The following is a 23,269-nucleotide window of genomic DNA, read 5'->3' as shown; positions in this document are numbered from 1 at the left end:
CGCCAGAACCACATCGGCGACTGGGGCACCCCCTTCGGCATGCTCATCGAGCACCTCCTCGAGGTGGGCGAGGACAGCGCCGAGGCCGATCTGCTCAAGACCGATCCCAACGCCTTCTACCAGGCAGCGCGCGGCAAGTTCGACGCCGCAGAAGCGGCCCAGGAGGCGGGCGCGGGGACCCCCGGACCCGAGGGCGGCGATTTCGCCTCCCGCGCTCGCCAGCGCGTGTCCACGCTGCAGTCCGGCGACGCCGAGTCGCTGCGGATCTGGACCAACCTCGTGGAGCTGTCCAAGCAGTACTTCCACCGCATCTACGACATGCTCGGCGTCACCCTCACCGACGAGCACCTGGCCGGCGAGTCCAGCTACAACGACCTGCTCGAGGCGGTCTGCACGGATCTCGAGGCCGCCGGGATCGCGCGGATCTCCGACGGCGCGCTGTGCGTCTTCCCCGAGGGCTTCCTGGGCCGGGACGAGCAGCCGCTGCCGCTGATCATCCGCAAGTCCGACGGCGGCTACGGCTACGCCACCACCGATCTCGCCGCGATCCGCCACCGGACCACGACGCTCGGCGCCGACCGCATCGCTTATGTGGTCGGCACCGCCCAGGAACTCCACTTCCAGATGGTCTTCAGCGTCGCCCGCGAGGCCGGCTGGCTGCCGGAGGACGTCCAGGCGCAGCACGTGAAGATCGGCTCGGTGCTCGGCGAGGACGGCAAGATCCTGCGCACCCGCTCCGGCTCCTCCCTGCGGCTGATGGCGCTGCTCGAGGAGGCCGTGGCCACCGCCCGCACCGTCATCGAGGAACTGCGACCGGACCTGCCCGAGGCGGAGCGGGAGCAGATCGCCCACGACATCGGCATCGGCGGTGTGAAGTACGCCGACCTCTCCACCGCGCACGACTCGGACTACACCTTCGACCTGGACCGGATGCTGGCCCTGACCGGCAACACCGCCCCGTACCTGCAGTACGCGGTGGCCCGGATCCGCTCGATCAGCCGCAAGGCCGCCGCCCAGGGGATCACGGCGGCCGCCGCCCCGCAGGTCGAGAACGATGCGGAGCGGGCGCTCGCGCTGGCGCTGCTGGAGTTCGGGCCGACGCTCGCCGCGGTCGGCGCCGAGTTCGAACCGCACCGGCTGTGCGCCTACCTGTTCTCGCTCGCGCAGGCATTCACCTCGTTCTACGAGGCCTCCCCGATCCTCAAGGAGTCCGACGAGGGGATCCGGGCCGGCCGACTCGCCCTCGCCCAGCTGACCGAGCAGGTGCTGGTCGACGGTCTCGACGCCCTCGGGGTGAACGCGCCTCAGCAGATGTGAGCTCCGGATGTGAGCTCTGGGCCCCGCCGGAGTGACGCCTCCGGCGGGCAACCCGCGGCAATTCATACAGCTGTCGGCCGTCGTGACCGAAACGTGGCCCGACGTTATCCAAACGTGCCCGATCCGAGCGGCTCATGCCCTGGTCCGGACGGGAAGCGGTTCCTACGCTTGAGCAGTGCCGCCGATCCGCTCCGTCCACCACCTGCTCTGGGCGCTCTACGCCCTCACGGTGATCGTGCACATCGGTGCCGTGATGATGGACGCGGACGTCGCCCAGCGGCTGACCCAGCCCCTGTTCGCACCGCTGTTGATGGCGGTGCTGCTCACCGCCGCGCCGCAGCGCTCCCGCACCACGACCCTGTTGCTCGGCGGGCTGCTGTGCGCCTGGGCCGGAGACACGCTGGGCCAGCTGCTGCCCGCTGCCGTCCAGCTCCTCACGGTGTTCGGCTTCCTGGGGGCGCTGGTCTTCTACTCGGCGGCGCTGGCCCCGATCTGGGCGCGCAGCCGCGATGCGATGCGCATCGCCCTGGCCATCCCCTATGCAGGGGTGGTGATCGGGCTGTTCGTGGCCTGCGCCGACGGCGCCGGTCCCCTGCTGCCGGTGGTCGCGGCCTATGCGGTGGCGCTGGCCACGATGGCTTTCCTCTCGGCCGGCGGCAACGGGCTGACCTGGACCGGGGGCACCCTGTTCCTGATGTCCAGCTCGCTGCTGGCGATGGACTGGTTCCTGCCGGGCGCTTCGATCGCCTACAGCACCGAGCTGGTGATGCTCACGTACACCGTGGGCCACGCCCTCCTGATCGCCGGCATGGTCCAGGCGCTGCCGCGCCGCCGCTGGACCGCCTGCGCGCCGACCGCAGCCCTCGTGATCGTCGAGAACTGAGGCCAGCCTGGGCTCTGCCGGTCAGAACCGCGGCGAGGGTGCCAGCACCCGCTCCAACAGCTCCGCCTGCTCGCGGTGGAGCCGCTCGATGTCCTCGCCCTTGCGGGGGATCAGCTGCAGGCCCAGGCGGCCGCTGACCTCGCGATAGGACAGGTCCGCCCCGTTCTCCTCGAGCTGCAGCTTCGCGACCCGCACATCGGAGAGGAACAGGTCCCGCATCCCGACGCTGAGGTGGATGGGCGGCAGCTCGTCGAGCCGGGCGTTGATCGGGGAGAGATCCGCATCGTCCAGCGCGGTGCGCCCCGCGTAGCGGCGCGCCGCGTCCCGCAGCAGGCGCCGCTCATGCACCGGATCGGTCTGATCCGTCTCGGTGATCCCGGCGTTGGACAGCTCGAGGTCCAGCCAGGGGGACATCGCGATCAGCGCGACGGGGGCGGGGATGTCACTCTGCTCCCCCAGCCGCCGCGCGATGACGAAGGCCAGGCCGCCGCCGGAGTGCTGACCGGCCAGCACCCAGGGACGGTCCGTGAGGCGGCCGTCGGCGGCGAGCGCGGCGAGCACCGATTCCACGTCATCCCGACCCACCGGGTGCTGGTGGTCGGGGGCGTTGCGATAGTCGATCATCAGCCCGGCGCAGCCTCTGGCCTCGGCCTGGCGGGAGAGCCAGGCCCAGTCGCTCGCGAACGGGCCGGAGACGTAGGCACCGCCGTGGAGGTAGATGATGATGCCGTTCTCGGCGCGGTGCTCGTCGAGCCAGATGGTGCGGGTCCGGCCGATCATCTCGGGCTCGATCGCGTGGGACTTCAGCACGTGGCCGGGCGGGTTGGGGCGACGAGCCTCGCTCAGCGCCTGGTGGGACAGAGCCGCGGGGATCGGGATCCGTCGCACGGCACGTGCCCCCGTCACCACGACGTCTCGGATGCGTCCCATCAGTGCCTCCTGTCCGCGACCTCGAAGGTCGCCTCGCTGGCGTATGCGTCCAGACTAACGAACCGAGCTGGGACCTGGCCGCCGCCGCGCCCCGGTAGCCTTCCCCCATGTCTCGCTCGCCCCTGCCTCCGTCGGCGCCATCCCATCCGTTCCCCGGCCCCCTGCTGGTCCTCGTCGCGATGCCCGAGGAGGCGTCGCCGGTGGTCGCCCGGCTCGAAGATGCCTCCGAACTCGAGGTCCCCTTCACCGGGGGCGTCGCCGCTGTGCGCGGTGCCCTGCAGGGCATCGACACCGTGGTGGTCACCACCGGGATCGGGATCGCCGCCGCCGCAGCGGCCGCCACCTGGGGCATCCTCAGCACTGCCCCGGCCCTGGTCGTCGCCGCCGGCTCCTGCGGCGGTCTCGCGGCCGACGTCGAGGTGGGCACGCTGGTGGTGGGCGAGACCTTCACCTACTCGATCGCGGATGCCACGGCCTTCGGCTACGCCCCGGGGCAGGTCCCCGGCGGTCCCGAGCGCTTCGAGGCTGCACCGGACTGGGTGGATCTGGCCGAGCAGGCGGCACTGCGAGCCGACGCGCACGGAGCACAGGGAGCGGGCCGAGGGGTGCGGCGCGGCCTGATGCTCTCCGGCGACGCCTTCGTCACCGCCGAGCTCGCCGAGCCGATGCGTGCGCGGTTCCCGACAGCGGTGAGCACCGATATGGAGACCACGGCGAGCGCCCGCACCGCCGCGGTGCTCCGGGTTCCCTTCATCGCGCTGCGCGCAGTCTCGGACCTGTGCGGGCCGGCCGCCGGTCAGCAGTTCCATCTCGAGCTGGACCTGGTCGCGGAGATCTCTGCGCGCGCGGTGGAGGAGCTCGCGGCGCTGCTGTCGCAGGGCTGACGCCGGCCCGCGCCCCGGCCGGTGTGCTGTGTGACGGCGCACCCGCAGGCCGTCTGAAGGGCTCCTGCAGGGCCCCGCCCTCGATGTCCGCGTTAAGGTTCAGAGGCCCGGTTCGTCGATTTCGTGACCTGGATCACCCTCGTGGTGTGCGGTGCGGCGGTCGGGCCTGTCCCCGTCCCCTTCCGGAAAGAGGCACCGTGTCCACTCCGACGACACCGAACTCTCCCCCGCCCTCCTCCCCCTCCGATGACGTGCCGCGCCCTGTGGGCGGGTACTCCCTCTCGAAGCCGGTCTTCTTCACCGCCGGAGGCATCATCCTGCTCGCCGTGGCCTTCGCGCTGCTGCTGCCGGACGTCTTCAACTCAGCGATCTCGACCCTGAACTCGACGGTCGTGAGCTCGATCGGCTGGTACTACGTCCTGATCGTCACGGCCTTCGTGGGCTTCGGCATCGTGGTCGCGGCCAGCCGGATGGGCAATATCAAGCTCGGCAAGGACGACGACGAGCCCGAGTACAGCCTCTTCTCCTGGTTCGCGATGCTCTTCGCCGCCGGCATGGGCATCGGCTTGGTCTTCTGGGGGGCGGCGGAACCGCTGACCTTCTACAGCGAGGCCGGGGCACCGCCGAACGCCGCGGGTCTGGCGGATCCGGACCGGGCCGAGCGCGCGCTCGGCCAGACCTTCCTGCACTGGGGCCTGCACGCCTGGGGCATCTACGTCATCGTCGGCCTCGCCGTCGCCTACGCGGTGCACCGGCGGGGCCGCCCGGTCTCCATCCGGTGGGCGCTCGAACCGATTCTCGGCAAGCGCACCGATACCTGGATCGGCGACGTCATCGACATCATCGCCCTCGTGGGCACCCTCTTCGGCATCGCCACCTCGCTCGGCTTCGGCGTGAACCAGATCGCTGCCGGGCTCGACCACCTCGGAGTGCTCCCGAACTCCACCACGGTCCAGGTCATCATCGTGCTCGTGGTGACGGCGCTGGCGACCCTCTCGGCCGCCAGCGGCGTCGACAAGGGCATCAAGCTGCTGTCCAACCTGAACATGGGCCTGGCGGCGATCCTCCTGATCGCTGTGCTGATCCTCGGCCCGACCCTGTTCCTGCTGCGCGACGTGGTCTCGAACATCGGCTACTACCTGCAGAACTTCCTCCAGCTCGCCTTCCAGACCCTGCCGTTCCGCGGTGAGGAGGGCGCCAGTTGGATCAACGGCTGGACCACGTTCTACTGGGGCTGGTGGATCTCCTGGTCGCCCTTCGTCGGCGTGTTCATCGCCCGCATCTCCAAGGGCCGCACCGTGCGCCAGTTCGTCACCGGCGTGCTGCTGGTCCCGACTGCGCTGACGTTCCTCTGGTTCACCATCATGGGCGGCACCGCGCTGTACAAGTCCGTCATCGAGGGCATCGACTTCACCGGGGAGGACGGGTCGATCGACGCGAACACCGCGCTGTTCGACACCTTCGCCCAGCTGCCGGCCGGCGCGCTGCTCTCGGGCATCGCCATCATCCTGGTCTCGATCTTCTTCATCACCAGCGCCGACTCCGGTGCCTTCGTGATGGACATGATCGCCCACAAGGGTGACCCGAACCCCCCGCGGATCACCCGGATCTTCTGGGCCTCCGCCTCCGGTGTCATCGCGGCCTCCCTGATCTGGGTCAGCTCGCTGTCCGGTGATGCCGAAGCCTCGGGGATGACGGCGCTGCAGTCCCTCGCGCTGCTGTCAGCACTTCCGTTCTCGATCGTGATGATCGGCATGTGCATCTCGCTCTGGCGGTCCCTGAGCAAGGAGGTCGAGGTCATCGAGCGGCTCGAGCTGCGGATTCGTCAGCGAGAGTTCATCGAGCGCTACTCCGAGGAGATCGGCGATCGCGTCGACGCACGGGTCGACGTCCAGGTCGCCGAGCACCTGCAGACCTTCACCGGGGAGATGCAGCTCCCGCCGATGGATGGTTCGAGCAAGGCCCCCGGGAGCGGTGCCGCCCCCGGTCGCCGCAGCCGGAAGAACCCCTTCACCCGCGGTTCCTGAGCGCTGCTGCACGTGGCGATCCCGTTCAGCGGGCCGCCACGTGCAGGATCTCCGCGCCCTGGACCAGGGCGCGCAGGTTCTCGCTGATCCGCGCGTCGGCCCCGACCGGACGGCCGCCGGCTGCATGGGGGGTGATCAGCAGGCGCGGGGCATCCCACAGCGGGTCCTCGGCCGGCAGCGGCTCCGGATCGGTGACGTCCACGGCGGCGCCGCCGAGGGTGCCCGCCTCGAGCGCCTCGCGCAGTGCGACCTGGTCCACGGTGGCGCCGCGGCCCACGTTGATCAGCAGCGCATGGTCCGGGAGCGCGGCCAGCACCTCGCGGCCCACGATCCCGGAGGTCTGCTCCGTCGCGGGCAGGATGTTGATCAGCACGTCCACCTCGGGCAGCGCGGCGTGCACCGTCTTCTCGGCGATCACCTCGAAGCCTGCCCGGTTGCCGGCGCTGCGGGCGGCTCCCCGCACCTCGGCGCCGAGCGCCTGCAGGGTGGGGGCGAGGGTCTGCCCGATCTGTCCGAAGCCCCAGATCAGCACCCGGGCACCGATCAGGGTGGTGAGTCGGCCCTCGGGGTGCAGAGGCTGCAGGCCGCCGAGCTCCGAGGACCATTCGTGGCGCTGCTGCGCCTCACGGCTCTCCGGGAGGCGGCGCACCAGGCTCAGCAGCAGCGCGAGGGCGTGCTCGCTGACCGTGAGGGAGTGCAGCCCAGCTCCGGCGGCGATCACCACATCCTCGTGGAAGCCGGCGGCGAGGATCCCGTCGACCCCGGCCGAGAGCGACTGCACGAGCTTCAGCTCCGGCAGCTGCTCGGCCGCGGAGGCGAGATGGCGGCGGGAGGCTCCCCAGACCACCAGCGCGTCCGCGTCATGATGTGCGGCCGGGATCTCGGCCCGGGCGTCGATCGTCACCGCCTCCCAGCCCTCGGGCAGCGTGGGGTCCAGCGGGATGGTGTCGGGCAGCAGGATCTTCATGGCCCCAGACTACGGATCCGCGCTGCTCCCGGCGCCGCACCGCCGCTCTCCGGACCGACGATTTCCGGATGCCGTGCTGGGGGCTGGTCCGATAGCCTGCGGGCATGCGTTCCGGCCCCGCACGATCCCTGTTCAGCTTGACCAGACTGGCGGGCGGTGCCCGCGCGATGCTGCGCTCGGCGACCCGCGGTACGGGGCAGCGGGCCCGCCGGGTCGCGGTCGCGGCTCCGCTGGACACCGGTGGCTTCCTCGGCGCATCGGTCGCCGCCTGGATCTCCACCTCCCCGAGCCTGCTGCCGCGCACCTGGTGGATGTGGGGCGTGAACATCGGGCTGTCCGAGGTCTACGGCTACGCGAGCGGCGTGCTGGCGAGGAAGCTGGTGCGTCGGATCGCCAGCGAGATCGGTCTGCAGGTGCAGATCGCTCCCGATCATCGCGTCCGGGCTCGCTGGGCCGGAGCGGCCGCGCTGGTGGGCATCTCGTCCTACTCCTGGGTGCGAGGGGTGCGGCGTCAGCGGGAGATCAGCCATCGGGTGCAGCAGGAGCCGAAGAGCCTCGCGACCCACGTGGTGGGCAGCGCGGCGGGCCTCGGCGCCTCTCTCGGCGCCCTGGTGCTGGCCCGCTCGGTGATCGCGACCGCGCACCTGTACCGCGCGATGCTGCGTCCCTACCTCCCACCCCGGACCGTGCGCGTGCTCTCCCTGCTGCTCACCGCGGCGACCGTCGCGGTGGTCACCGACCGGCTGCTCCGCGGCCGTGTGCTGGAGAACATGCTGGAGCGGGCCGAGGCCGCGAACCTGCTGATCTCCCCGGATGTCCCCCGCCCCACCTCGCCGCTGCGCTCGGGTGGTCCCCAGTCGCTCGAGACCTGGCAGTCGCTCGGTGCGCCCGGCCGGAAGATCGTCTCCGGCGGCGCGGACCGCCGCCTGATCACCCGGACCGTCGGCCGGGAGGCGCTCGAGCCGATCCGCGTCTACGCAGCGAAGTCCGCCTCCCGTTCGCTCGAGGACACCACCGCCGCCTTGATCGCTGAGCTGGACCGCACCGGGGCCTGGGACCGCGAGGTGCTGGTGCTGTTCACCGGCACCGGCACCGGCTGGCTGCAGGAATGGTCGCTCTCGGCGATCGAGTTCCTCACGGCCGGGAACTGCGCCACCGCCTCGATCCAGTACTCCTTCTACCCCAGCCCGCTGACGTATCTGGTGGACCGTCGTTCCCCCCAGCGGGCCGGGCGCCTGCTGCTCGACGCGGTCCGGCGCCGGCTGGCCGAGCTCCCGGCGGATCGCCGGCCGGCGCTCTATGTGGCCGGGGAATCCCTGGGCTCCTATGGCGGTCAGGCCGCCTTCCGGGACGTCCCGGAGATGCTCTCCACGATCGACGGCGCGGTCTGGACCGGGACCCCGAGCATCACGCCGCTCTGGCAGCAGCTCACCGCGCACTCCCGTCCCGGCTCCCCCGCCGTCGCCCCGATCATCGACAGCGGGCGCAACATCCGTGTGGTCACCCGGCCGCGGGACCTGGTGCGCAACTACTGGGGCGGCCTCTACGCGCCGTGGGAGCATCCGCGGGTGGTCTACGCCCAGCACCCCTCCGACCCGGTGGTCTGGATGGATCTCTCACTGCTCTGGCGGGAACCGGCCTGGCTGCGGGAACGGGTGGGTCACGATGTCACCCCCGCGATGCGCTGGTTCCCCTGGATCACCTTCTGGCAGATCGCGGCGGATATGCCGCTGTCGATCAAGGTCAGAGGAGGTCACGGTCACTCCTATCACGAGGAGATGGTGCCGATCTGGGCCGCGGTGCTGGGCCAGGACGGCGCCGGGGCCGGAACCGAGGCGCAGCAGATGGCGCAGCGGCGCTGGCTCCGCGCGATCGTCGACGCGATCCGCGAGATCACCCCACAGCCATGAGAGCAGCCGTGAGCGGTGCTCCTGCGTGCAGGAGACCGCGCCCGCTCAGGGCATGGGTCCGACGGCCACGGGACGGGATGCCTCCGCGCTCCACTGCGACCACGATCCCGGGAACAGGCGCACCCGGGTGAAGCCTGCACGTTCCAGAGCCAGCAGGTCATGGGTCGCGGTGACGCCCGAGCCGCAGTACACGACGGTCTCACGGTCCTCGCGCACCCCGGCGGCCTCGAAGCGGCGACGCAGCTGGTGCGGGGACAGGAAGCGGCCCTCCGGATCCAGGTTCTCGGCGAAGGGCAGGTTCACGGCGCCGGGGATGTGCCCGGCGCGGGGGTCGATCGGCTCGACCTCCCCGCGGTAGCGCTCGGCGGCGCGGGCATCGATCACCAGGGCCGCCCCGGCGGCGACCTCGTCAGCGGTGGCGATGCGGCTCGCGGGCCAGTCACGCACCGGCACGTCACCGGCTGTGGGACGCACGTCCGTCGTCTCCAGCGGCCCGTCCCAGGCATCCAGACCGCCGCTGAGCACCGCGGCGTCGTGCCCCAGTGCTCGCAGCATCCACACCAGGCGACCGGCCGGGGCCCCGTTGCTGTCGTCGTAGGCGACCACGGTGGAGCCTTCCGTGATGCCGGCCCTGCGCAGCGACGCCGCGAAGTCAGCCGCCGCAGGAAGGGGGTGACGCCCCGCCTCGCGCCGGGCGGGAGCGGCCAGCTCGGTGTCGAGGTCGAGGTAGACCGCACCCGGCAGATGACCCTCGAGATAGGTGTGATGGCCCTTGGAACCATCCAGCGCCCAGCGCACGTCGAGCAGCTGGACCTGGCTGTCACCCGCAGCGGCTCCCGTGAGCAGCGTCTGCAGGTGGGCGATGTCGATGATCGGAGGCAGTGCGGAGGTCATGTCAGAAGCCTACGACCCCACAGTGCGTTCACGCAGGGCTCAGGACTTGAGCTGGAGGTCCACCCGCACCAGGCGATGATCGGAGGTCGGGAACGGGTACACGCCGGTCAGCTCGCTGCCGGGGTGTCCCTGCGACGGCCAGAACACCGCGGAGGAGACCACCTGGAGCGGCCGAGAGGGGAGCACATAGTCCACCCGGAGGTTGCCCGGGGCGGGATCGTCGCCGAAGTCGGCGGTGTCGAACTGGGGGTCCCCGAGATGTTCGCGGTTCGCCGCCCCCTGCGTGGTCGCAGCCTCCACCGCGCCCGAGCTGCGGGGCTTGGTGTCCTGCACCCGCGCATGGGAGAGCAGCCGATCGATAGCACCGGGCCATGAGTCGCCGTCGAGCGGATCGGAGTTGTAGTCGCCCAGGATCACGAACTGCTCCTGGGGTGCGAGCCCTCCGCGAATGCCGGCATCATCGACGATCCAGCTCGAGCGTCGGCCGGGACTGAGGTAGTCGGCCCACAGGCGGATCTCGTCGCTGTTGCGGCGCTGGTTGCGCTTCTCGGGCCCGTCGAAGCTCGGCGGGGTGGGATGCGCGGCCAGCACATGCAGGGTGCTCGGACCGACCTGCACCGGAACGTCCCAGTGCGACTTCGAGCTCAGGCGCAGCCGGGCCGCGATCTCCGGGCCGTAGAACTCGGTGGGCAGCAGGTTGCTGGGCATGTCCGCCCAGAGCAGGTTCTGGAAGGTGCGCACCTGATCCTTGAGGATGGGGAAGCGGGAGAGGATCGCCATCCCGTACTGGCCGGGGAACTCCCCGAAGCCCCAGGCATCATCCGGCCCGCCCACGGTCCCATCACGGTTCAGATCCATCCCGCTGGGCACCCCGGTGTTCACCGGGGCGGTGAAGACGTAGGGGTAGAAGACCGCGCTCTTGCCGTTCTGCGGCACCTCGAGGTACTTCTCGCGGAAGAGGTCCAGGCCGGCACCGGCCTCGTCGTGGTCGAACTCGTTCAGCAGCAGCACGTCGGGGTTGTTGATCTGGATGACCTCGGCGACCGCGCGGATCTGCGGGTCCTCACCGGTGGCGAGGTCCTCGAGCAGCTGCCCGGCCCGGCCCCGATTGAGCGAGGCGTTGAAGGTCGCGACTCGCAGGTTCTGGAAGCGGCCGCTGTGACGAGCAGGTGCCGGGGCGGCCTCCGCCACGGCGGGCAGACCGAAACCGGCGGCAGCAGCCGCGACGAGTGCTCGACGACGGGTTACGCGAGGAGTCATACCCTCCATTGTGCACTCTCCGGAGAGCGCACGACAGTTCGCTGTGGACGGCCCGCCTGCACCCCCTCCCGTGAGCCGCGCCAGATGCGCGCCAGATGACAGACTGGGGAGCATGAGAATCGCATTCCTGGGAACCGGCCGCATGGGCACCGAGCTCGCCCTTCACCTGATCAAGGACCACGAGCTGACGGTCTGGAACCGCACCGCGGACCGCACCGCGCGGCTGGCCGATGCGGGTGCCGCGGTCGCCGCCACCGCCGCTGCGGCCGTCGACGGTGCCGAACTGGTCATCACCTCCCTGTTCGGACCCGACGCGGTGCGCGAGACGGTCATCGCGCCCGCGCTGATCCCCGGGGGCATCCCCTGGGTGGACACCACGACCGTCTCCCCCGCCGATGCGGACGAGTTCGCCGCCGCAGTCCCCACCTATGTGGGTGTGCCGGTGGTCGGCTCGCTGGGCCCCGCCCGCCACAGCGCGCTCGGCGTCTACGTCGGCACCCCTGACGCCGCCCTGCGGGCCCGGGTGATGGAGCTGGTGGCCCCCTGGGCCGATCCGACGCGGCTGATCGGGGTGGATTCCGGCCGGAAGGCCGCCGTCGGGAAGCTGCTTGCGAACCTGGCCCTTGCGATCAGCGCGCAGGGCCTGCGCGAGGCGCTCGCCCTCGGCGAGGCGACCGGCGCCTCCGCCGAGGAGACCCTCGAGATGCTCGGCGGGACCGGTCTCGCCTTCATCGCCACGATGAAGGGCCCCTTCGTCCGCGGCGAGCGCACGACCGAGGGCGGAGACTTCACGGCGAATGCGATCGCGAAGGATGCCCGGCTGATGATCGACAGCGTCGTCGGCACGGCCGACGGGACGGCGAGCGACGACGCCGGGCCCCGCCCCGGCTCCGACCTGCCGGCCCTGCACGGGGCGCTCGCCTCGCTCGAGGCGGAGATCGCCGCCGGACACAGCGAGCACGACTTCTCCACCATCCTGCTCGAGGAGGCCGAGCGCACCGGGAAGTGAGCCGGGCGGGTCAGTCCGCCGCCCGGTGCTGGACGATGAGCACCGTCATGCCCGTCTCCGCCCAGGGCGTGTGCTCCTCGCCGCGCGTCCAGCGCACGGAGTCGCCGGGGCCGACGGGCACGCGCACGTCGTCAGATGTCGCGACGCTCCCACGCTCCGACACGACGTGGAAGAGCTGGTCCGGCCCCGCAGGATGCCTGGGCCGCGAAGAGCCCGCCGCGAGGCGCGCGAGGTGCACGTGTGTCCCCTCCGTTCTGCCGAGCTCGAGCAGGTGTGTCATTGCCACACCCAGCACCCCGTCAAGGTCGTCCAGCGGGCTGCTCGTGATCTCCATGCTCAGACCCTCCCCTCCGGCAGAGCGGCTGCCAGCACGGCGCGGGCCGTGGCGCGGGGGTCCTCGGCGATCGGGACCATGTGGTCCTCGATCTCGGCGGCGTCGAGGATGGCGGTGAGCTCGTCGAAGCGGTCCAGGTGCCACGCCAGCATTTCCGGGTCGAGCTCGTGGCGGCGGCGGAGGCGCGACCGCACCAGCTCCCGCGGCGCGGTGAGACGCACGACGGTCAGCGGGGCGCCCATCGCCTCCTCGTACCGGCTACGATGCCGCCTCTCCTCGATCACCCCGGCGGCGACCAGCCGCCGCGCGCCAGCCTCCCGGTAGTTCCGGGCCACGGCGCGCAGGTTCGCCAGCTCGATGGAGGAGTTGAAGCGATCCCCCGGCGGGGAGGGCCAGGCTCGGCGGATCGCATCGAGGTCGATCACCGCGCCGGGGACGCCACGCGCCTCGAGCTCCGCGCCGGTCGCGTCGGCGGTGGTCGTCTTCCCGACCCCCACCGCGCCGATGAGCAGCAGCGCCCGGCATCCCGGAGCCGTACTCATCGCAGGTCCTCGAGCACGCCGCGGGCGGCCTGCCGGCCGGAGAAGAGGCAGCCACCGAGGAAGGTGCCCTCGAGGGCGTTGTGCCCGTGCACGCCGCCGCCCCCGAACCCGCTCGCCTCACCCGCCGCGTACAGACCGGGCAGCGGCTCGGTGCCGGCGGCCGTACCCGCCTCGCGCTGCACCCGCCCGCCGAGATCGGTCTCGAGGCCGCCGAGGGTCTTGCGCAGCAGCACGTGCAGGCGCACCGCGATCAGCGGACCGGCCTTCGCATCCAGCAGCCGATGCGGGGCGGCAGTGCGGATCAGCCGGTCACCCACGTACTTCCGCGTTCCGCGCAGGGCCGTGATCTGAGCGTCCTTCGAGAACGGGTTCCGCACCTCTGCGTCCCGGGCGCGGATCACGCGCTCGAGCTCCTCAGCCTCGATCAGCTCCTCACCTGTCAGCGCGTTCATCTGGCGGACCAGGTCGGGAACGGAATCCGCCTGCAGGAAGTCCTCGCCGTGATCGAGGAAGGCCTGCACCGGGCCGGGCGCGCCGGGCTTGATCCGAGAGAGCACCTGCCGGACGTCCCTGCCGGTGAGGTCCGGGTTCTGCTCGCTGCCGGAGAGCGCGAACTCCTTCTCGATGATCTTCGCGGTGAGCACGAACCAGGAGTGGTCATGGCCGGTGGTGCGCAGGTGGCGGAGCGTCGAGGTGGTGTCGAAGCCGGGATAGGCGGGCGCCGGCAGCCGTCTCCCACGGGCGTCGATCCAGAGCGAGGAGGGGCCGGGCAGGATGCGGATCCCATGTCCCCGCCAGACCGGGTCCCAGTTGCGGATTCCCTCGGTGTAGTGCCACATCCGGTCCTGGTGGATCCAGTGACCGCCGGCCCGGGTCGCGGCGAGCATCCCCGTGCCGTCCACGCTCGCCGGCACCCCGTGCACGAACTGCTCGGGCATGGTCCCCAGCTCCGCGGGCCACAGCTGACGCACCAGCTCCTGGTTGCCGCCGATGCCGCCGGTGGCCACCAGCACCGCCGCAGCGTGCTCCTCGAACTCCCCGGTGACCTCTCGGGTCGAGCCGACTCCGCGCGCGCTGGCTTCGGCTGCGAGGACGCTGCCGCGCACCCCGGTCACGCGCCCGTCCTCGACCAGCAGATCCTCGACCGCGTGCCGCGTGCGCAGCACGATGCGGCCGGCCTCGCGATGTGCGGCGAGCTTGTGCAGGAAGGGTTCGAGGATCCCCGGGCCGGTGCCCCAGGTGATGTGGAAGCGCGGCACTGAGTTGCCGTGTCCCTCGGCGCGACCGTCCCCCCGCTCGGCCCAGCCCACCACCGGGAAGCTGCGGTGGCCGAGCTCGCGCAGCCACTCCCGCTTCTCCCCGGCCGCGAACTGCAGGTAGGCCTCTGCCCAGCGCCGTGGCCAGTGGTCTGCGGGGCTGTCGAAGGCGGCGGAGCCCAGCCAGTCCTGGCGGGCCAGGTCGAGGCTGTCGCGGATCCCCAGTCGGCGCTGCTCCGGGGAGTCGACGAGGAACAGCCCACCGAAGCTCCACCAGGCCTGGCCGCCGAGGTCCTGCTCCCCCTCGCGTTCGAGCAGCAGCACGCGCCTGCCGCCGTCGGCGATCTCGGTGGCGGCCACCAGCCCCGCCAGCCCGGCTCCCACCACGATCACCTCGGCGCTCATGTCACTGCACCTTGACGCGGCGCACGCGCTTGAGGTGATCGGTGCTGTTGCGCCCGGACATGGAGCTGCTCTTCTGGCGGTTGTTGGTCCCGACCTTCCGATCGCCCTGACGGAGATTGCCGACGGCGACCTCCGTCTCTTTCTCGAACTGGTGGCGCTTGTCGGTGTTGCGGTAGTAGCGGTAGATCCCGCCGTAGACCGCGGCGAACACCGCCGGGCCGGCGAGGAAGGGGAATGCGATGCCGATGGCTCCGGAGTCGGAGTCGGCCAGCAGCATCGTGGTCGTCGGATCGGCGGCCAGCTCAGCGAGCAGCGGGAGCATCGCATCCTCCTCGGGCAGGACCATCACAACGGGGGCAGTGGGCGGGCATCCTCTGGATCATCGTCGGCCTCATCCCATCAGGAACCAGCCGACGCCGACTGCGCCCGCTATCACCGCGGCCACCGTGCCGGCGGCGCAGGCCACGGCGAAGATCTTCGGGTGCGAGACGGGCACCGAACCCATGGTGTTGCCGTTGCGCGCGTTGACCGCGATGTAGTGCACGAGGGAGCCCTCGCCCTTCGCGGAGTCCGCGTAGCTGTACAGCCACACCGGCACGTACACCGAGACCCAGCGGGTGCCGCGCACGGCGACCCCCTCCTCTTCCCAGCGCACCCCGCGGTCGTAGCGGCCGATGGTGGGGCCTGCCTTCGCCCGGGCGATCGCCAGGAATCGGTTCTCGACCTCGTCGTCCACGTCGCGCACGTTCAGGTCACGGCGCTCCGAGGTGAAGTTCTTGAGGTAGTTCGAGTTGTAGGCGACGGCGTTCTCGGTGTCATACGGCTGCACCGCATTGAGGATGTTGTTCGTGGCCTGCTTGTTGTCCTTGACATCGAAGCGCTCGGCGGACTCCACGGTGAGGTCGTCCACCAGCAGGTCGAAGGCTCGCTGGACGGAGTACACGTCCGCGTCGTAGTAGGTCTCGGTGACGTAGTTGTCCTTCCCGACCTTCCGCCGCACCGTGTACTGGCGGGTGGTGACCTCACCGGTGCCCTGGAGGACGGCATGCATGTTCCCGTCCACCACCATGTACGGGATGTACACGCCCATCACGTTGTCGGGGACGAACTCCGATTTGAAGCGGGCGTGCGCGAAGGCTTTGCGCTTGCCCGCGAAAGCACTGATGCGCTCGATCGCCTCTTCGCGGGTGAGCTGGAAGGGCAGCACCGCATCGGGGATCGCGCCGTTGGGGATCTGGGTGTTGATCGAGAGGGTCTGCCGACACCAGTGGCAACGGGCCTGCAGCTGCTGCTCGACGTTGATGACCACCTCGGCGCCGCAGCCCTGGCACTTCAGGGTCACGGTGGTGAGGTCCTCGCGGATGTCCGCTGTGCCCGAGGCCAGGGTGTGGCCGCGCAGCTCCGCGATCGAGGAGTCCAGCCCGAAGGCCCGCTCCGCGTTCTCCTCGTTCCAGGTGTGTCGGCAGTAGGAGCAGAACAGCGCCTTCGCGCTCAGCGAATAGTGGATGTCCGAACCACCGCAGCGGGGACACTTGTTCAGCCCGTCGTCCTTGCCCGAGCTGGTGTCGATGATCCGGTTCGAGGAGTGCTTCAGCGCCGCCTCGGCCGCCCCGGCGACCGCGTCGTTCCCGAGCATCTGCTGCTGCGGGGGCTGCTGAGACTGCTTCGGTGGCTGTTGGGGCGGTCCGCCCTGCGCTCCACCCTGCTGAGCTCCACTGTGCTGAGCGCCGCCGGGCTGAGCGCCGGCGGGCCACTGGGGCATCGCCTGCGGTGCGGCACTCGGGGCGCCCGACGGGGTGAACCGCGGGTCTCCGTCGGGCGCTGCCCCCCGTCCGGGCTGTCCGGGACGCAGCGGCTGCCCGGTCGGGGCGGGCGGGACCGGCCCGCCAGGCTGAGAAGGCCTGGCAGGCTGGTCCGGTCGCGCCCACGGCGGGCGCTCAGGAGGCACTGTCATCGCTTTGCGGGGCGCCGGCTCAGAGGCCGAGAGCGGCCTTCTTCGCCGCCTCGTAGTCCTCGTCGGAGATCAGGCCCTGATCCAGCATCTGCTTGTACTGGGCGAGCTTGGCCACCGGGTCGTCCTGCGCCGGCGCCGCCTGCTGCTGCGCCGTCTGCTGCTGAGGTGCACCCTGCTGAGGCGCGGCCTGCTGCGGGGCGCCCTGCTGGCCCGGCGGCGCCCACGGCTGGACGGGGTTGACCATGCCGCCGGCCGCGCCCATGCCCGCCCCGAACATCGCCAGACCCGCACCGCCACCGGTCTCCCCGGCGGCCTGCACGCCGCGCGCGGCGGCCTGGTTCATGAACGACTGCGAGCGGGCGCCGGAGAGGGCGTCGGCCTTCTGCACGTCCTTGAGCAGCTCACGGGTGTGCTGGTCGTACTCGATCGAGACGATCGCGGTCTTCACGATCGCGAGGCCGCGGTCGCTGGACCAGCGGTAGCCCTCTTCGACGGCGGCGGAGAGCGACTGCGCGAAGCCCACCGAATCACCCTGGATCTTGGAGATCCGGTTGCCCTTGTCGGGATCGTTCGTGTAGCGGGAGAACGCCTGCGCGAGAGAGCCGACGACCTCCTGGAACAGCTGGCTGCCGGCCTTGTTGTCCACATCGGCGAAGTCGAACACCGGAGCGTTCGCGGAGATGAAGGTGGCCGGCACGAAGTTGTGCACGAACAGCAGCGGGTCGATGATCCGCAGCGTGTACGAACCGCGGCACACGGCGCCGACCTGCGAGTTGAGGTACGCGTCGTCCCAGTAGATCTCCGACTGGGTGCCGAAGCGGTTATCCGGGATCTCCTTGAGGCTCACGTAGAAGGCGAGCTGCTGCGAGGAGGGGCGGCCGCCGAACTTGAACCGCTCCCAGGAGGTGCCGACGGTGGAGGCGAGGATGTCGTCACCGGCGAAGACGGAGCGAGCATCCGGGGAGGAGTCGTTGAACTCGTAGCCGCCGGCCTCCGTGATCAGGCCGGTCGCACGGCCATCGACCACGGTGATCAGGCCGTAGCCCTGGGGCACCAGGATCTTCGACCCGTTGGAGATGATGTTCTCCGAGCCGCGGGTGTTCGAGCCGCGGCCGGCGTTGGTGCCCCGCGGGACCGCCGGGAACAGTGCTGCCGTCTGCGGCAGACCGTTCGGAACGGTGAGGAAGTCCTTCCACTGATCGGCGAGCATCCCGCCGACCGCGCCCTTGAATGCCTGGATGAATCCCATGTCAGCTCCTTCGTTCCCCCGCGACTGTGTGATCGGAGCCATGCTATCGCGAAGCACCCGAATGCTCGCTGGATCCGCGGGCTACCGTCGCTGGGTATGGAGCGTGAGCAGAGCCGGCGGTGGGCCGAGCGTCATCAGGTCGCGATCTACCTGCTGGCGATCGGGGCGGGCGCGGTGCTCGGGGCGCTCCTGCCCGGGGCGGCACCGGCCCTCGAGCTCGCGGTGGAACCGGCGATCGCCGCCCTGCTGCTGGTGACCTTTCTCGGGGTGACGCTGCGCGGGATCGGGGCGGCGCTGGCGGATCGCCGTTTCCTGCTGGCCCTCTTGGCAGTCAACCTCCTGGCAGTCCCCCTGATCGTCTGGGCTCTCACCCGGCCGCTCGCCGACTCCCCTGAACTGCTGATCGGCGCCCTGCTGGTGCTGCTGGCCCCCTGCATCGACTACGTCATCGTGTTCACCGCGCTCGCGGGCGGCGCTCACCAACGGCTGCTCGCGGCGACGCCGCTGCTCATGCTCGCCCAGATGCTGGCCCTGCCGGTGCTGGTGCCGCTGCTGAGCGGCGGCGGGGCGGCGGGGCTCATCGACCCGGTCCCGTTCCTGCGCGCGCTGGTGCTGCTGGTGCTGCTCCCCCTGCTGGTGGCCGCCCTGATCCAACGCTTCGCCCCGCGGTGGGACCTCTCCCCCGCGATGGTGCCGCTGATGGTGCTGGTGCTGGTCACGGTGGTGGCGTCCCAGACTCCGCGCGTGCTCGGCGCGGGCACGGCGCTGCTGGCCCTGGTGCCGATCTACGCCGGATTCCTGGTCCTGGCGACGGCCGCCGGGATCCTCGTCTCCCGGCTCGCGAAGCTCGGGGTCGGTGAATCCCGCGCCCTGACCTTCTCTGCGGCGACCCGCAACTCCCTCGTCGTGCTGCCGCTAGCTCTCGCGATGCCGTCCCCGCTCGTCCCGGCCGCCGTCGTCACCCAGACCCTTGTCGAGCTGCTCGGCATGGTGGTGCTGGTGCGGATCCTGCCTCGGCTGCTCAGGGACGGACCGCAACCACCAGCACTGCGGTGACCGGGAAGGTGAGGACGCCGCCATCGGCGGAATAGTGCGCCCACAGCCCTCGTACCCGTTCCTCGATCTTCTCCCGCACCGCCTCCGTCTGCGCCTGATGGATTCGGCCGGGCCCTGCGATGCCACCGGCGATGCCGGCGAACAGATCGTCGGCTGTGACCCGCCAGGTCCAGTGCACCTCCCCCGCGTGCTCGGTGCGCAGCCCCGCGTCCTCTGCCAGCTCGGCGAGCCCCGCAGGGCTGCGCTCGAAGTCCCGCTCAGGAGCCAGCCGAGAGCTCGGAACTGGGACTGCGTCGGCTCCCTCAGCTGCGCTCGCATAAGCGGCGAGATGCGGCCCCGGAGATGCGGGCCAGATCGTCATCGCTACCCGGGCCGACGGTGCGGCCACCCGGGCAAGGTCACGGACGCTCGCGCGAGGATCGGACACATGGTTGATGACGAAATTCGCGGTGACGGCATCAACCGAGCTGTCGTCCAGCGGAAGTGACGGTGCTCCCGCGCCGAAGACATCGACGTCGAGTCCCGAGGTGCTCACTGCCCTGCGGGTCACGGCGACCATGTCCGGGTCTGGATCGACCGCGATGGCCCGTCGGCCCTGACGCGCAGCAGCGAGCGCGAGGCTACCTGTCCCGCACCCGACGTCGAGATGGACGTGCGCCGGTCCTGTCGCCTCCACAAGAGCGTCATCGGTCCCGGCACACAGAGTCGCGAAGGACCGTCGATATGCCTCCGCCACGCCGTTCCAGGTGCTCACTCAGCGACCCCACGGCGCTGGCGTGCACGGCTCAGAATCGCGGCGATCACATCGGTCTTGGCGTCCGCGTAGTCGTTCATTTCCTCCCAATCCCGCGAGGCGAGCTCGCGCTTGGTCTCCGCGTAGAGCGCACGGTCCGCGGCGTCGGTCCGCAGCCGATCGCGCAGCAGGAGGTACGCCTCGATGCCCGGGTCACCCCGCTCGAGCAGATGGACATGGACGTCACGTTCCGGAGTGCGCACCAGACGATGCCCCGGCTCACGAACCCGCAGTTCGTAGCCGGCCCGCACGAGCGGCTCGGCATGGTCCTCCTCGGCGGTGATGTGCTCGACCACGACCAGGACGTCGAGGATCGGCTTCGCGGCGAGGCCGGGGACGGAGGTCGACCCGATGTGCTCGATCTGGATACCGGCGCCGGCGAGCGCGTCGCGGATCCGCTGCTCGTGGGCGAGATACCAGTCGGGCCAGCGCTCGTCATAGTCGACGATCTCGATGGTGCGCTTCTCCACGCCTCCGATGAGCTGGGTCTCCGTAACGTCCGGACGGACAGGGGCAGGGTGGGAGGTCATGAAGCGATCCTCTCACCGGTCAGCGACAACCGCCTCAGCCGGTGATGTCGAACGTCGCGAGCTTCTTCGTGTTCCCCGAGCTCTGCAGGTCCAGCAGCTGGGCATAGATGCCGCCGCTCACGGCGAGCTCGGCCGGGGAGCCGATCTCATCGATGCGCCCGTCGCTCAGGGTGATGATCCGATCCACCCCGGCGATTGTGGAGAGGCGGTGGGCGATGATCATCGAGGTGCGCCCGGTCATCAGCTCCTCGAGCCCCTTCTGCACCTGGATCTCGGCCTTGGTGTCCAGGGCGGAGGTGGCCTCGTCGAGCACGAGCACGGGGGCGTCCTTGAGCATCGCGCGGGCCACCGCGATCCGCTGGCGCTGCCCGCCGGAGAGCTTGAGCCCGCGCTCCCCGATCACCTGCTCGTAGCCGGCCGGGAAGCGGCGGATGAAGGTGTCGGCGTTCGCGCGACGGGCCGCGTCGACGACCTCCTCCTCGCTCGCCTCGGGCCGCCCGTAGGAGATGTTGTCGCGGATGCTGCCGGAGAACAGGGAGGCGTCCTGGAAGACCACCCCGATACGGGAGCGCAGCTGGTCCAGCGGCAGGTCCGCGCTCGGGTGGCCCACCACCTCGATGCTGCCCCGGCGCGGCTCGTAGAGACCCAGCAGCAGGTTCACGATGGTGGACTTGCCGCCGCCGGACTCCCCCACCAGGGCGATCTTCTCGCCGCGCTCGACCGCGAAGTCGATCTCGTGCAGCACGTCCTCGCCGTCCTCATAGGCGAAGGACACATCACGGAACGCGACCACGGGCGCACCGGGCACGGGCTCGATCGCCGGCGACACGGTGAGCACAGCCGCCGGTGCCGCGGCCTGCACGGTCGACAGCGCACTGTCGCCGGCGCGCTCGTCGGCCCGCTCGTCGGCCGCGGCGGTGCCGCTCGCGTGGCCCGCATCCGCAGCATCCGTCGGCCGCGCCGCCATCACCGCGGCGGTGCGGGGATCCACGGGGGTCTCCATCACGCGGAAGTAGTCCTTGGAGCCGGCGATCGCGCGCTGGGCGGAGTCGATCACCCAGCTCATCGACTCCACCGGGGCCTTGGCCATGGCCATCAGCTGGATCAGCAGCACCATCTCGCCGAGGGTGAACTGCCCCTGGACGGTGCGCACGAAGATGATCACGTAGATGCCGAAGAAGATGAGGTTCAGGAACGCCCGACGGATCACGTCCATCCGGTGCCAGTGCGTGGACTGCGCACGCGTGGTGGCGTCGGTGGAGCGGAAGCGGCGGGAGAAGTCCGCGAGCTCCCCGCGCTCGCGCACGAAGGACTTCACCACCCGGATCTGCCCGACCACCTCGGCGAAGCGGCCCGAGGCGATGTCGATCTGCTCGTTCTTCTCCCCCTCCAGGCGCTGCCACTTCACCGAGGTCAGCGAGGTCAGCCACACGTAGACGGGGAACACGATCAGCAGCAGCACCGTGAGCGGCCAGGCGTAGTAGGCGCTGATCGCGAGCACCGCGGCGGTGGTGATCAGCATCGACGCGAAGGAGTTCGACATCATCTTCGTGAAGTTCGTGATCTCGGTGATCGAACGGTTCAGCCTCGCCACGATCGTGCCGGTGATCTCGCCGTCGAACCAGCGCTGCGGCAGGTGGAGCAGCTTGTCGTAGTAGCGCACCGAGAGGATCGTGCGCATCCGGTTGCTCATCACGTCGCCGAACCAGCCGCCGACGTTCGAGATCACGGTGACGGCCAGCTCGGCCACCAGCACCGCCACGGCGATGAGGATGACGGTGCGCACGGCGGTGCCGGTCGCGCCCTGCCCGCCCACGGCGCCCGCGACGGTGTCGGTCGCGTGACCGATCAGGAAGGGGACCGCGAGGCCCGCGACCGCGGTGAGCACGGAGCAGGCGATGATCGCGATGTACAGCGGGGCGAGAGCACGGGTGAAGCGGACGATGCGCAGCAGGGATGTCACCCGGTCAGCCTAGGCGGGGTCCCGAGCACTGACCACGTGCTTCTGCTCTCCCCTTCCTCGCGGGTATCCCCTCTGAGCTGTCGCTGCGACCTCTCCTAGGCGACAGCTCAGAGGGGATACCGAGGAGTACGTGACCGCTCAGGCTCAGTCCGATTTCGGGCCCACCACGCCCAGCAGCACGCCGAGGGAGGTCCTCTCCCCCGCTCGCCGTCGTCGCAGCACGCCGCTTGCCAGCGCGTAGGGCACCAGCATCACGAAGCCGACGGCGCTGAGCAGCAGGATCGCGACCACGATCGAGCCGTCGCCGTCGGACCCTTCGGCGCCGGTGCGGGCCACCAGCAGGGCGGCGGCGATATTGCGCTGGGAGGTGAGGATCGCGGGTCCGTCATGGACGGTCAGGGTGTCCCCGGCGAGGTCTCCGGCGATGCGGCCGGTGAGGAAGGCGAGCGCCACCAGGCCTGCCGCGACCAGCAGCACCGGTGAGAGCAGCAGATCCAGCACCAGGTGGCTGTTGGCTCCGAAACCGGAGAGGAACATCAGCACCGCGGAGATCGCGGCGACGCTGCCGGCGGTGCGGGCGAACCGGTCGGCCCACCCCGGCCAGACGGCCGCGATGACAATGCCCGCGATCATCGGGGAGAGCATGGTGCCCAGCAGCAGCTGCGCCACCGCCCAGCCCTGCACGGTCACGTCCTGGAGCAGGAAGGGCACCACCAGCGGCATGAACAGGATCGAGCCGAGCAGCAGCACCGCCATCGGGCCAGCGGTCTCGCCATAGGGGATGCGGGCCATCGCGCCGAGCTGCAGCACGAAGGGGGCTCCGGCGGCGCACAGAGCGATGATGAAGCCCTCCCCGGTCTGGTGCGGAAGCAGGTCCTTCAGCAGCCAGATCAGCAGCGTGCCCACGGCGGGGACCACCACGAAGTTCGCGCCGAGCACCGCAAAGACGGTGCGGCGGTCCCGCAGCTGCTTGCGGAAGGCGCGCAGCGGGGTGCGCAGGCCCATCGACAGCATCGAGGCGATCGCGAAGATCGGCACGCTGATCTGGATCAGCAGGCCGAACGGGGATTCGATCGTGTGCACCCCGAAAGGCTACGCGGGCTGAC

General features: G+C 70.6%; 21 protein-coding genes. 7 read left to right on the top strand and 14 right to left on the bottom strand.

What is annotated here, in order from left to right; genetic code table 11:
- Both argS and ACTH43_RS12790 read left to right on the top strand, forming a co-directional pair.
- The coding region (argS, locus tag ACTH43_RS12795; protein ID WP_441445284.1) for an arginine--tRNA ligase at nt 1–1,317 on the top strand (1,317 nt) is incomplete at its 5' end.
- Between the two features lie 175 nt (nt 1,318–1,492).
- Entirely contained in the window at nt 1,493–2,200 is a 708-nt protein-coding gene (locus ACTH43_RS12790; RefSeq protein WP_441445283.1) for a lysoplasmalogenase family protein, read from the top strand.
- Nucleotides 2,201–2,221: 21 nt separating this feature from the next.
- Here the strand turns inward: ACTH43_RS12790 and ACTH43_RS12785 are convergent, their stop codons facing one another.
- Nucleotides 2,222–3,130: an alpha/beta hydrolase fold domain-containing protein gene (locus ACTH43_RS12785; protein WP_441445282.1), complete on the bottom strand. Its 909-nt coding sequence runs from the start codon at nt 3,128–3,130 to the stop codon at nt 2,222–2,224.
- A gap of 107 nt (nt 3,131–3,237) precedes the next feature.
- Between ACTH43_RS12785 and mtnN the strand changes: the two genes are divergently transcribed.
- Both mtnN and ACTH43_RS12775 read left to right on the top strand, forming a co-directional pair.
- Complete coding sequence (gene mtnN / locus ACTH43_RS12780; protein WP_441445281.1) at nt 3,238–4,014, top strand: 5'-methylthioadenosine/S-adenosylhomocysteine nucleosidase; 777 nt, start codon at nt 3,238–3,240, stop codon at nt 4,012–4,014.
- A gap of 197 nt (nt 4,015–4,211) precedes the next feature.
- Nucleotides 4,212–6,041: a BCCT family transporter gene (locus tag ACTH43_RS12775; RefSeq protein WP_441445280.1), complete on the top strand. Its 1,830-nt coding sequence runs from the start codon at nt 4,212–4,214 to the stop codon at nt 6,039–6,041.
- Nucleotides 6,042–6,066: 25 nt separating this feature from the next.
- On the opposite strand, the gene ACTH43_RS12770 is transcribed toward ACTH43_RS12775, so the two are convergent.
- Entirely contained in the window at nt 6,067–7,008 is a 942-nt protein-coding gene (locus ACTH43_RS12770; RefSeq protein WP_441445279.1) for a phosphoglycerate dehydrogenase, read from the bottom strand.
- 104 nt (nt 7,009–7,112) lie between these two features.
- On the opposite strand from ACTH43_RS12770, the gene ACTH43_RS12765 reads away from it, so the two are divergent.
- Nucleotides 7,113–8,918, top strand: coding sequence for an alpha/beta hydrolase (locus ACTH43_RS12765; RefSeq protein WP_441445278.1), 1,806 nt, complete (start codon nt 7,113–7,115; stop codon nt 8,916–8,918).
- Between the two features lie 45 nt (nt 8,919–8,963).
- Here ACTH43_RS12765 and ACTH43_RS12760 read toward each other — a convergent pair whose 3' ends face one another.
- Together ACTH43_RS12760 and ACTH43_RS12755 are read right to left on the bottom strand one after the other, a co-directional pair.
- Nucleotides 8,964–9,812: a sulfurtransferase gene (locus tag ACTH43_RS12760; RefSeq protein ID WP_441445277.1), complete on the bottom strand. Its 849-nt coding sequence runs from the start codon at nt 9,810–9,812 to the stop codon at nt 8,964–8,966.
- A gap of 39 nt (nt 9,813–9,851) precedes the next feature.
- Nucleotides 9,852–11,072, bottom strand: a complete 1,221-nt coding sequence (locus ACTH43_RS12755) for an endonuclease/exonuclease/phosphatase family protein (RefSeq protein ID WP_441445276.1) — start codon at nt 11,070–11,072, stop codon at nt 9,852–9,854.
- 112 nt (nt 11,073–11,184) lie between these two features.
- On the opposite strand from ACTH43_RS12755, the gene ACTH43_RS12750 reads away from it, so the two are divergent.
- A complete protein-coding gene (locus tag ACTH43_RS12750; RefSeq protein WP_441445275.1) occupies nt 11,185–12,081 on the top strand; it encodes an NAD(P)-dependent oxidoreductase in 897 nt (298 codons plus the stop codon).
- A gap of 10 nt (nt 12,082–12,091) precedes the next feature.
- On the opposite strand, the gene ACTH43_RS12745 is transcribed toward ACTH43_RS12750, so the two are convergent.
- The 6 genes from ACTH43_RS12745 to ACTH43_RS12720 all read right to left on the bottom strand — a co-directional run bounded on the left by ACTH43_RS12745 (nt 12,092) and on the right by ACTH43_RS12720 (nt 17,821).
- Nucleotides 12,092–12,415: a cupin domain-containing protein gene (locus ACTH43_RS12745; RefSeq protein ID WP_441445274.1), complete on the bottom strand. Its 324-nt coding sequence runs from the start codon at nt 12,413–12,415 to the stop codon at nt 12,092–12,094.
- Nucleotides 12,416–12,417: 2 nt separating this feature from the next.
- Nucleotides 12,418–12,957, bottom strand: coding sequence for an AAA family ATPase (locus ACTH43_RS12740; protein ID WP_441445273.1), 540 nt, complete (start codon nt 12,955–12,957; stop codon nt 12,418–12,420).
- Nucleotides 12,954–14,618 carry an FAD-binding dehydrogenase gene (locus ACTH43_RS12735; RefSeq protein ID WP_441445272.1) on the bottom strand — a complete coding sequence of 555 codons (1,665 nt, stop codon included), beginning with the start codon at nt 14,616–14,618 and terminating at the stop codon, nt 12,954–12,956. Before ACTH43_RS12735 ends, ACTH43_RS12740 begins: the two co-directional genes overlap by 4 nt.
- A gap of 1 nt (nt 14,619) precedes the next feature.
- Nucleotides 14,620–14,940 carry a hypothetical protein gene (locus ACTH43_RS12730; RefSeq protein ID WP_441445271.1) on the bottom strand — a complete coding sequence of 107 codons (321 nt, stop codon included), beginning with the start codon at nt 14,938–14,940 and terminating at the stop codon, nt 14,620–14,622.
- 69 nt (nt 14,941–15,009) lie between these two features.
- Nucleotides 15,010–16,254: a TFIIB-type zinc ribbon-containing protein gene (locus ACTH43_RS12725; RefSeq protein WP_441445270.1), complete on the bottom strand. Its 1,245-nt coding sequence runs from the start codon at nt 16,252–16,254 to the stop codon at nt 15,010–15,012.
- Between the two features lie 337 nt (nt 16,255–16,591).
- Nucleotides 16,592–17,821 carry an SHOCT domain-containing protein gene (locus tag ACTH43_RS12720; RefSeq protein ID WP_441445269.1) on the bottom strand — a complete coding sequence of 410 codons (1,230 nt, stop codon included), beginning with the start codon at nt 17,819–17,821 and terminating at the stop codon, nt 16,592–16,594.
- A gap of 96 nt (nt 17,822–17,917) precedes the next feature.
- Between ACTH43_RS12720 and ACTH43_RS12715 the strand changes: the two genes are divergently transcribed.
- Nucleotides 17,918–18,877 (top strand): arsenic resistance protein, encoded by a 960-nt coding sequence (locus ACTH43_RS12715; RefSeq protein WP_441445268.1) that lies wholly within the window; start codon nt 17,918–17,920, stop codon nt 18,875–18,877.
- Here ACTH43_RS12715 and ACTH43_RS12710 read toward each other — a convergent pair.
- The 4 genes from ACTH43_RS12710 to ACTH43_RS12695 form a co-directional block, all read right to left on the bottom strand.
- Nucleotides 18,843–19,553 carry a class I SAM-dependent methyltransferase gene (locus ACTH43_RS12710; protein ID WP_441445293.1) on the bottom strand — a complete coding sequence of 237 codons (711 nt, stop codon included), beginning with the start codon at nt 19,551–19,553 and terminating at the stop codon, nt 18,843–18,845. The genes ACTH43_RS12715 and ACTH43_RS12710 overlap by 35 nt on opposite strands.
- 74 nt (nt 19,554–19,627) lie before the next feature.
- On the bottom strand, nt 19,628–20,200 hold the full coding sequence (locus ACTH43_RS12705; RefSeq protein WP_441445267.1) for a GrpB family protein: 573 nt from the start codon (nt 20,198–20,200) through the stop codon (nt 19,628–19,630).
- Between the two features lie 34 nt (nt 20,201–20,234).
- Nucleotides 20,235–22,163, bottom strand: coding sequence for an ABC transporter ATP-binding protein (locus tag ACTH43_RS12700; RefSeq protein ID WP_441445266.1), 1,929 nt, complete (start codon nt 22,161–22,163; stop codon nt 20,235–20,237).
- A gap of 144 nt (nt 22,164–22,307) precedes the next feature.
- Nucleotides 22,308–23,246, bottom strand: a complete 939-nt coding sequence (locus ACTH43_RS12695) for a Na+-dependent transporter (protein WP_441445265.1) — start codon at nt 23,244–23,246, stop codon at nt 22,308–22,310.
- Nucleotides 23,247–23,269: the final 23 nt, after the last annotated feature.

The organism is Brachybacterium sp., assembly GCF_052095815.1.
Classification (GTDB): domain Bacteria; phylum Actinomycetota; class Actinomycetes; order Actinomycetales; family Dermabacteraceae; genus Brachybacterium.
This window is presented reverse-complemented; position numbering and strand designations above follow the sequence as displayed.

What these genes read in the sequence shown, in the direction of transcription:
- ACTH43_RS12785 (WP_441445282.1), bottom strand. Translation starts at nt 3,130, where the DNA reads ATGGGACGCATCCGAGACGTCGTGGTGACGGGGGCACGTGCCGTGCGA.
- mtnN (WP_441445281.1), top strand. Translation starts at nt 3,238, where the DNA reads ATGTCTCGCTCGCCCCTGCCTCCGTCGGCGCCATCCCATCCGTTCCCC.
- ACTH43_RS12770 (WP_441445279.1), bottom strand. Translation starts at nt 7,008, where the DNA reads ATGAAGATCCTGCTGCCCGACACCATCCCGCTGGACCCCACGCTGCCC.
- ACTH43_RS12765 (WP_441445278.1), top strand. Translation starts at nt 7,113, where the DNA reads ATGCGTTCCGGCCCCGCACGATCCCTGTTCAGCTTGACCAGACTGGCG.
- ACTH43_RS12760 (WP_441445277.1), bottom strand. Translation starts at nt 9,812, where the DNA reads ATGACCTCCGCACTGCCTCCGATCATCGACATCGCCCACCTGCAGACG.
- ACTH43_RS12755 (WP_441445276.1), bottom strand. Translation starts at nt 11,072, where the DNA reads ATGACTCCTCGCGTAACCCGTCGTCGAGCACTCGTCGCGGCTGCTGCC.
- ACTH43_RS12750 (WP_441445275.1), top strand. Translation starts at nt 11,185, where the DNA reads ATGAGAATCGCATTCCTGGGAACCGGCCGCATGGGCACCGAGCTCGCC.
- ACTH43_RS12745 (WP_441445274.1), bottom strand. Translation starts at nt 12,415, where the DNA reads ATGGAGATCACGAGCAGCCCGCTGGACGACCTTGACGGGGTGCTGGGT.
- ACTH43_RS12740 (WP_441445273.1), bottom strand. Translation starts at nt 12,957, where the DNA reads ATGAGTACGGCTCCGGGATGCCGGGCGCTGCTGCTCATCGGCGCGGTG.
- ACTH43_RS12735 (WP_441445272.1), bottom strand. Translation starts at nt 14,618, where the DNA reads ATGAGCGCCGAGGTGATCGTGGTGGGAGCCGGGCTGGCGGGGCTGGTG.
- ACTH43_RS12730 (WP_441445271.1), bottom strand. Translation starts at nt 14,940, where the DNA reads ATGCTCCCGCTGCTCGCTGAGCTGGCCGCCGATCCGACGACCACGATG.
- ACTH43_RS12725 (WP_441445270.1), bottom strand. Translation starts at nt 16,254, where the DNA reads ATGCTCGGGAACGACGCGGTCGCCGGGGCGGCCGAGGCGGCGCTGAAG.
- ACTH43_RS12720 (WP_441445269.1), bottom strand. Translation starts at nt 17,821, where the DNA reads ATGGGATTCATCCAGGCATTCAAGGGCGCGGTCGGCGGGATGCTCGCC.
- ACTH43_RS12715 (WP_441445268.1), top strand. Translation starts at nt 17,918, where the DNA reads ATGGAGCGTGAGCAGAGCCGGCGGTGGGCCGAGCGTCATCAGGTCGCG.
- ACTH43_RS12705 (WP_441445267.1), bottom strand. Translation starts at nt 20,200, where the DNA reads ATGACCTCCCACCCTGCCCCTGTCCGTCCGGACGTTACGGAGACCCAG.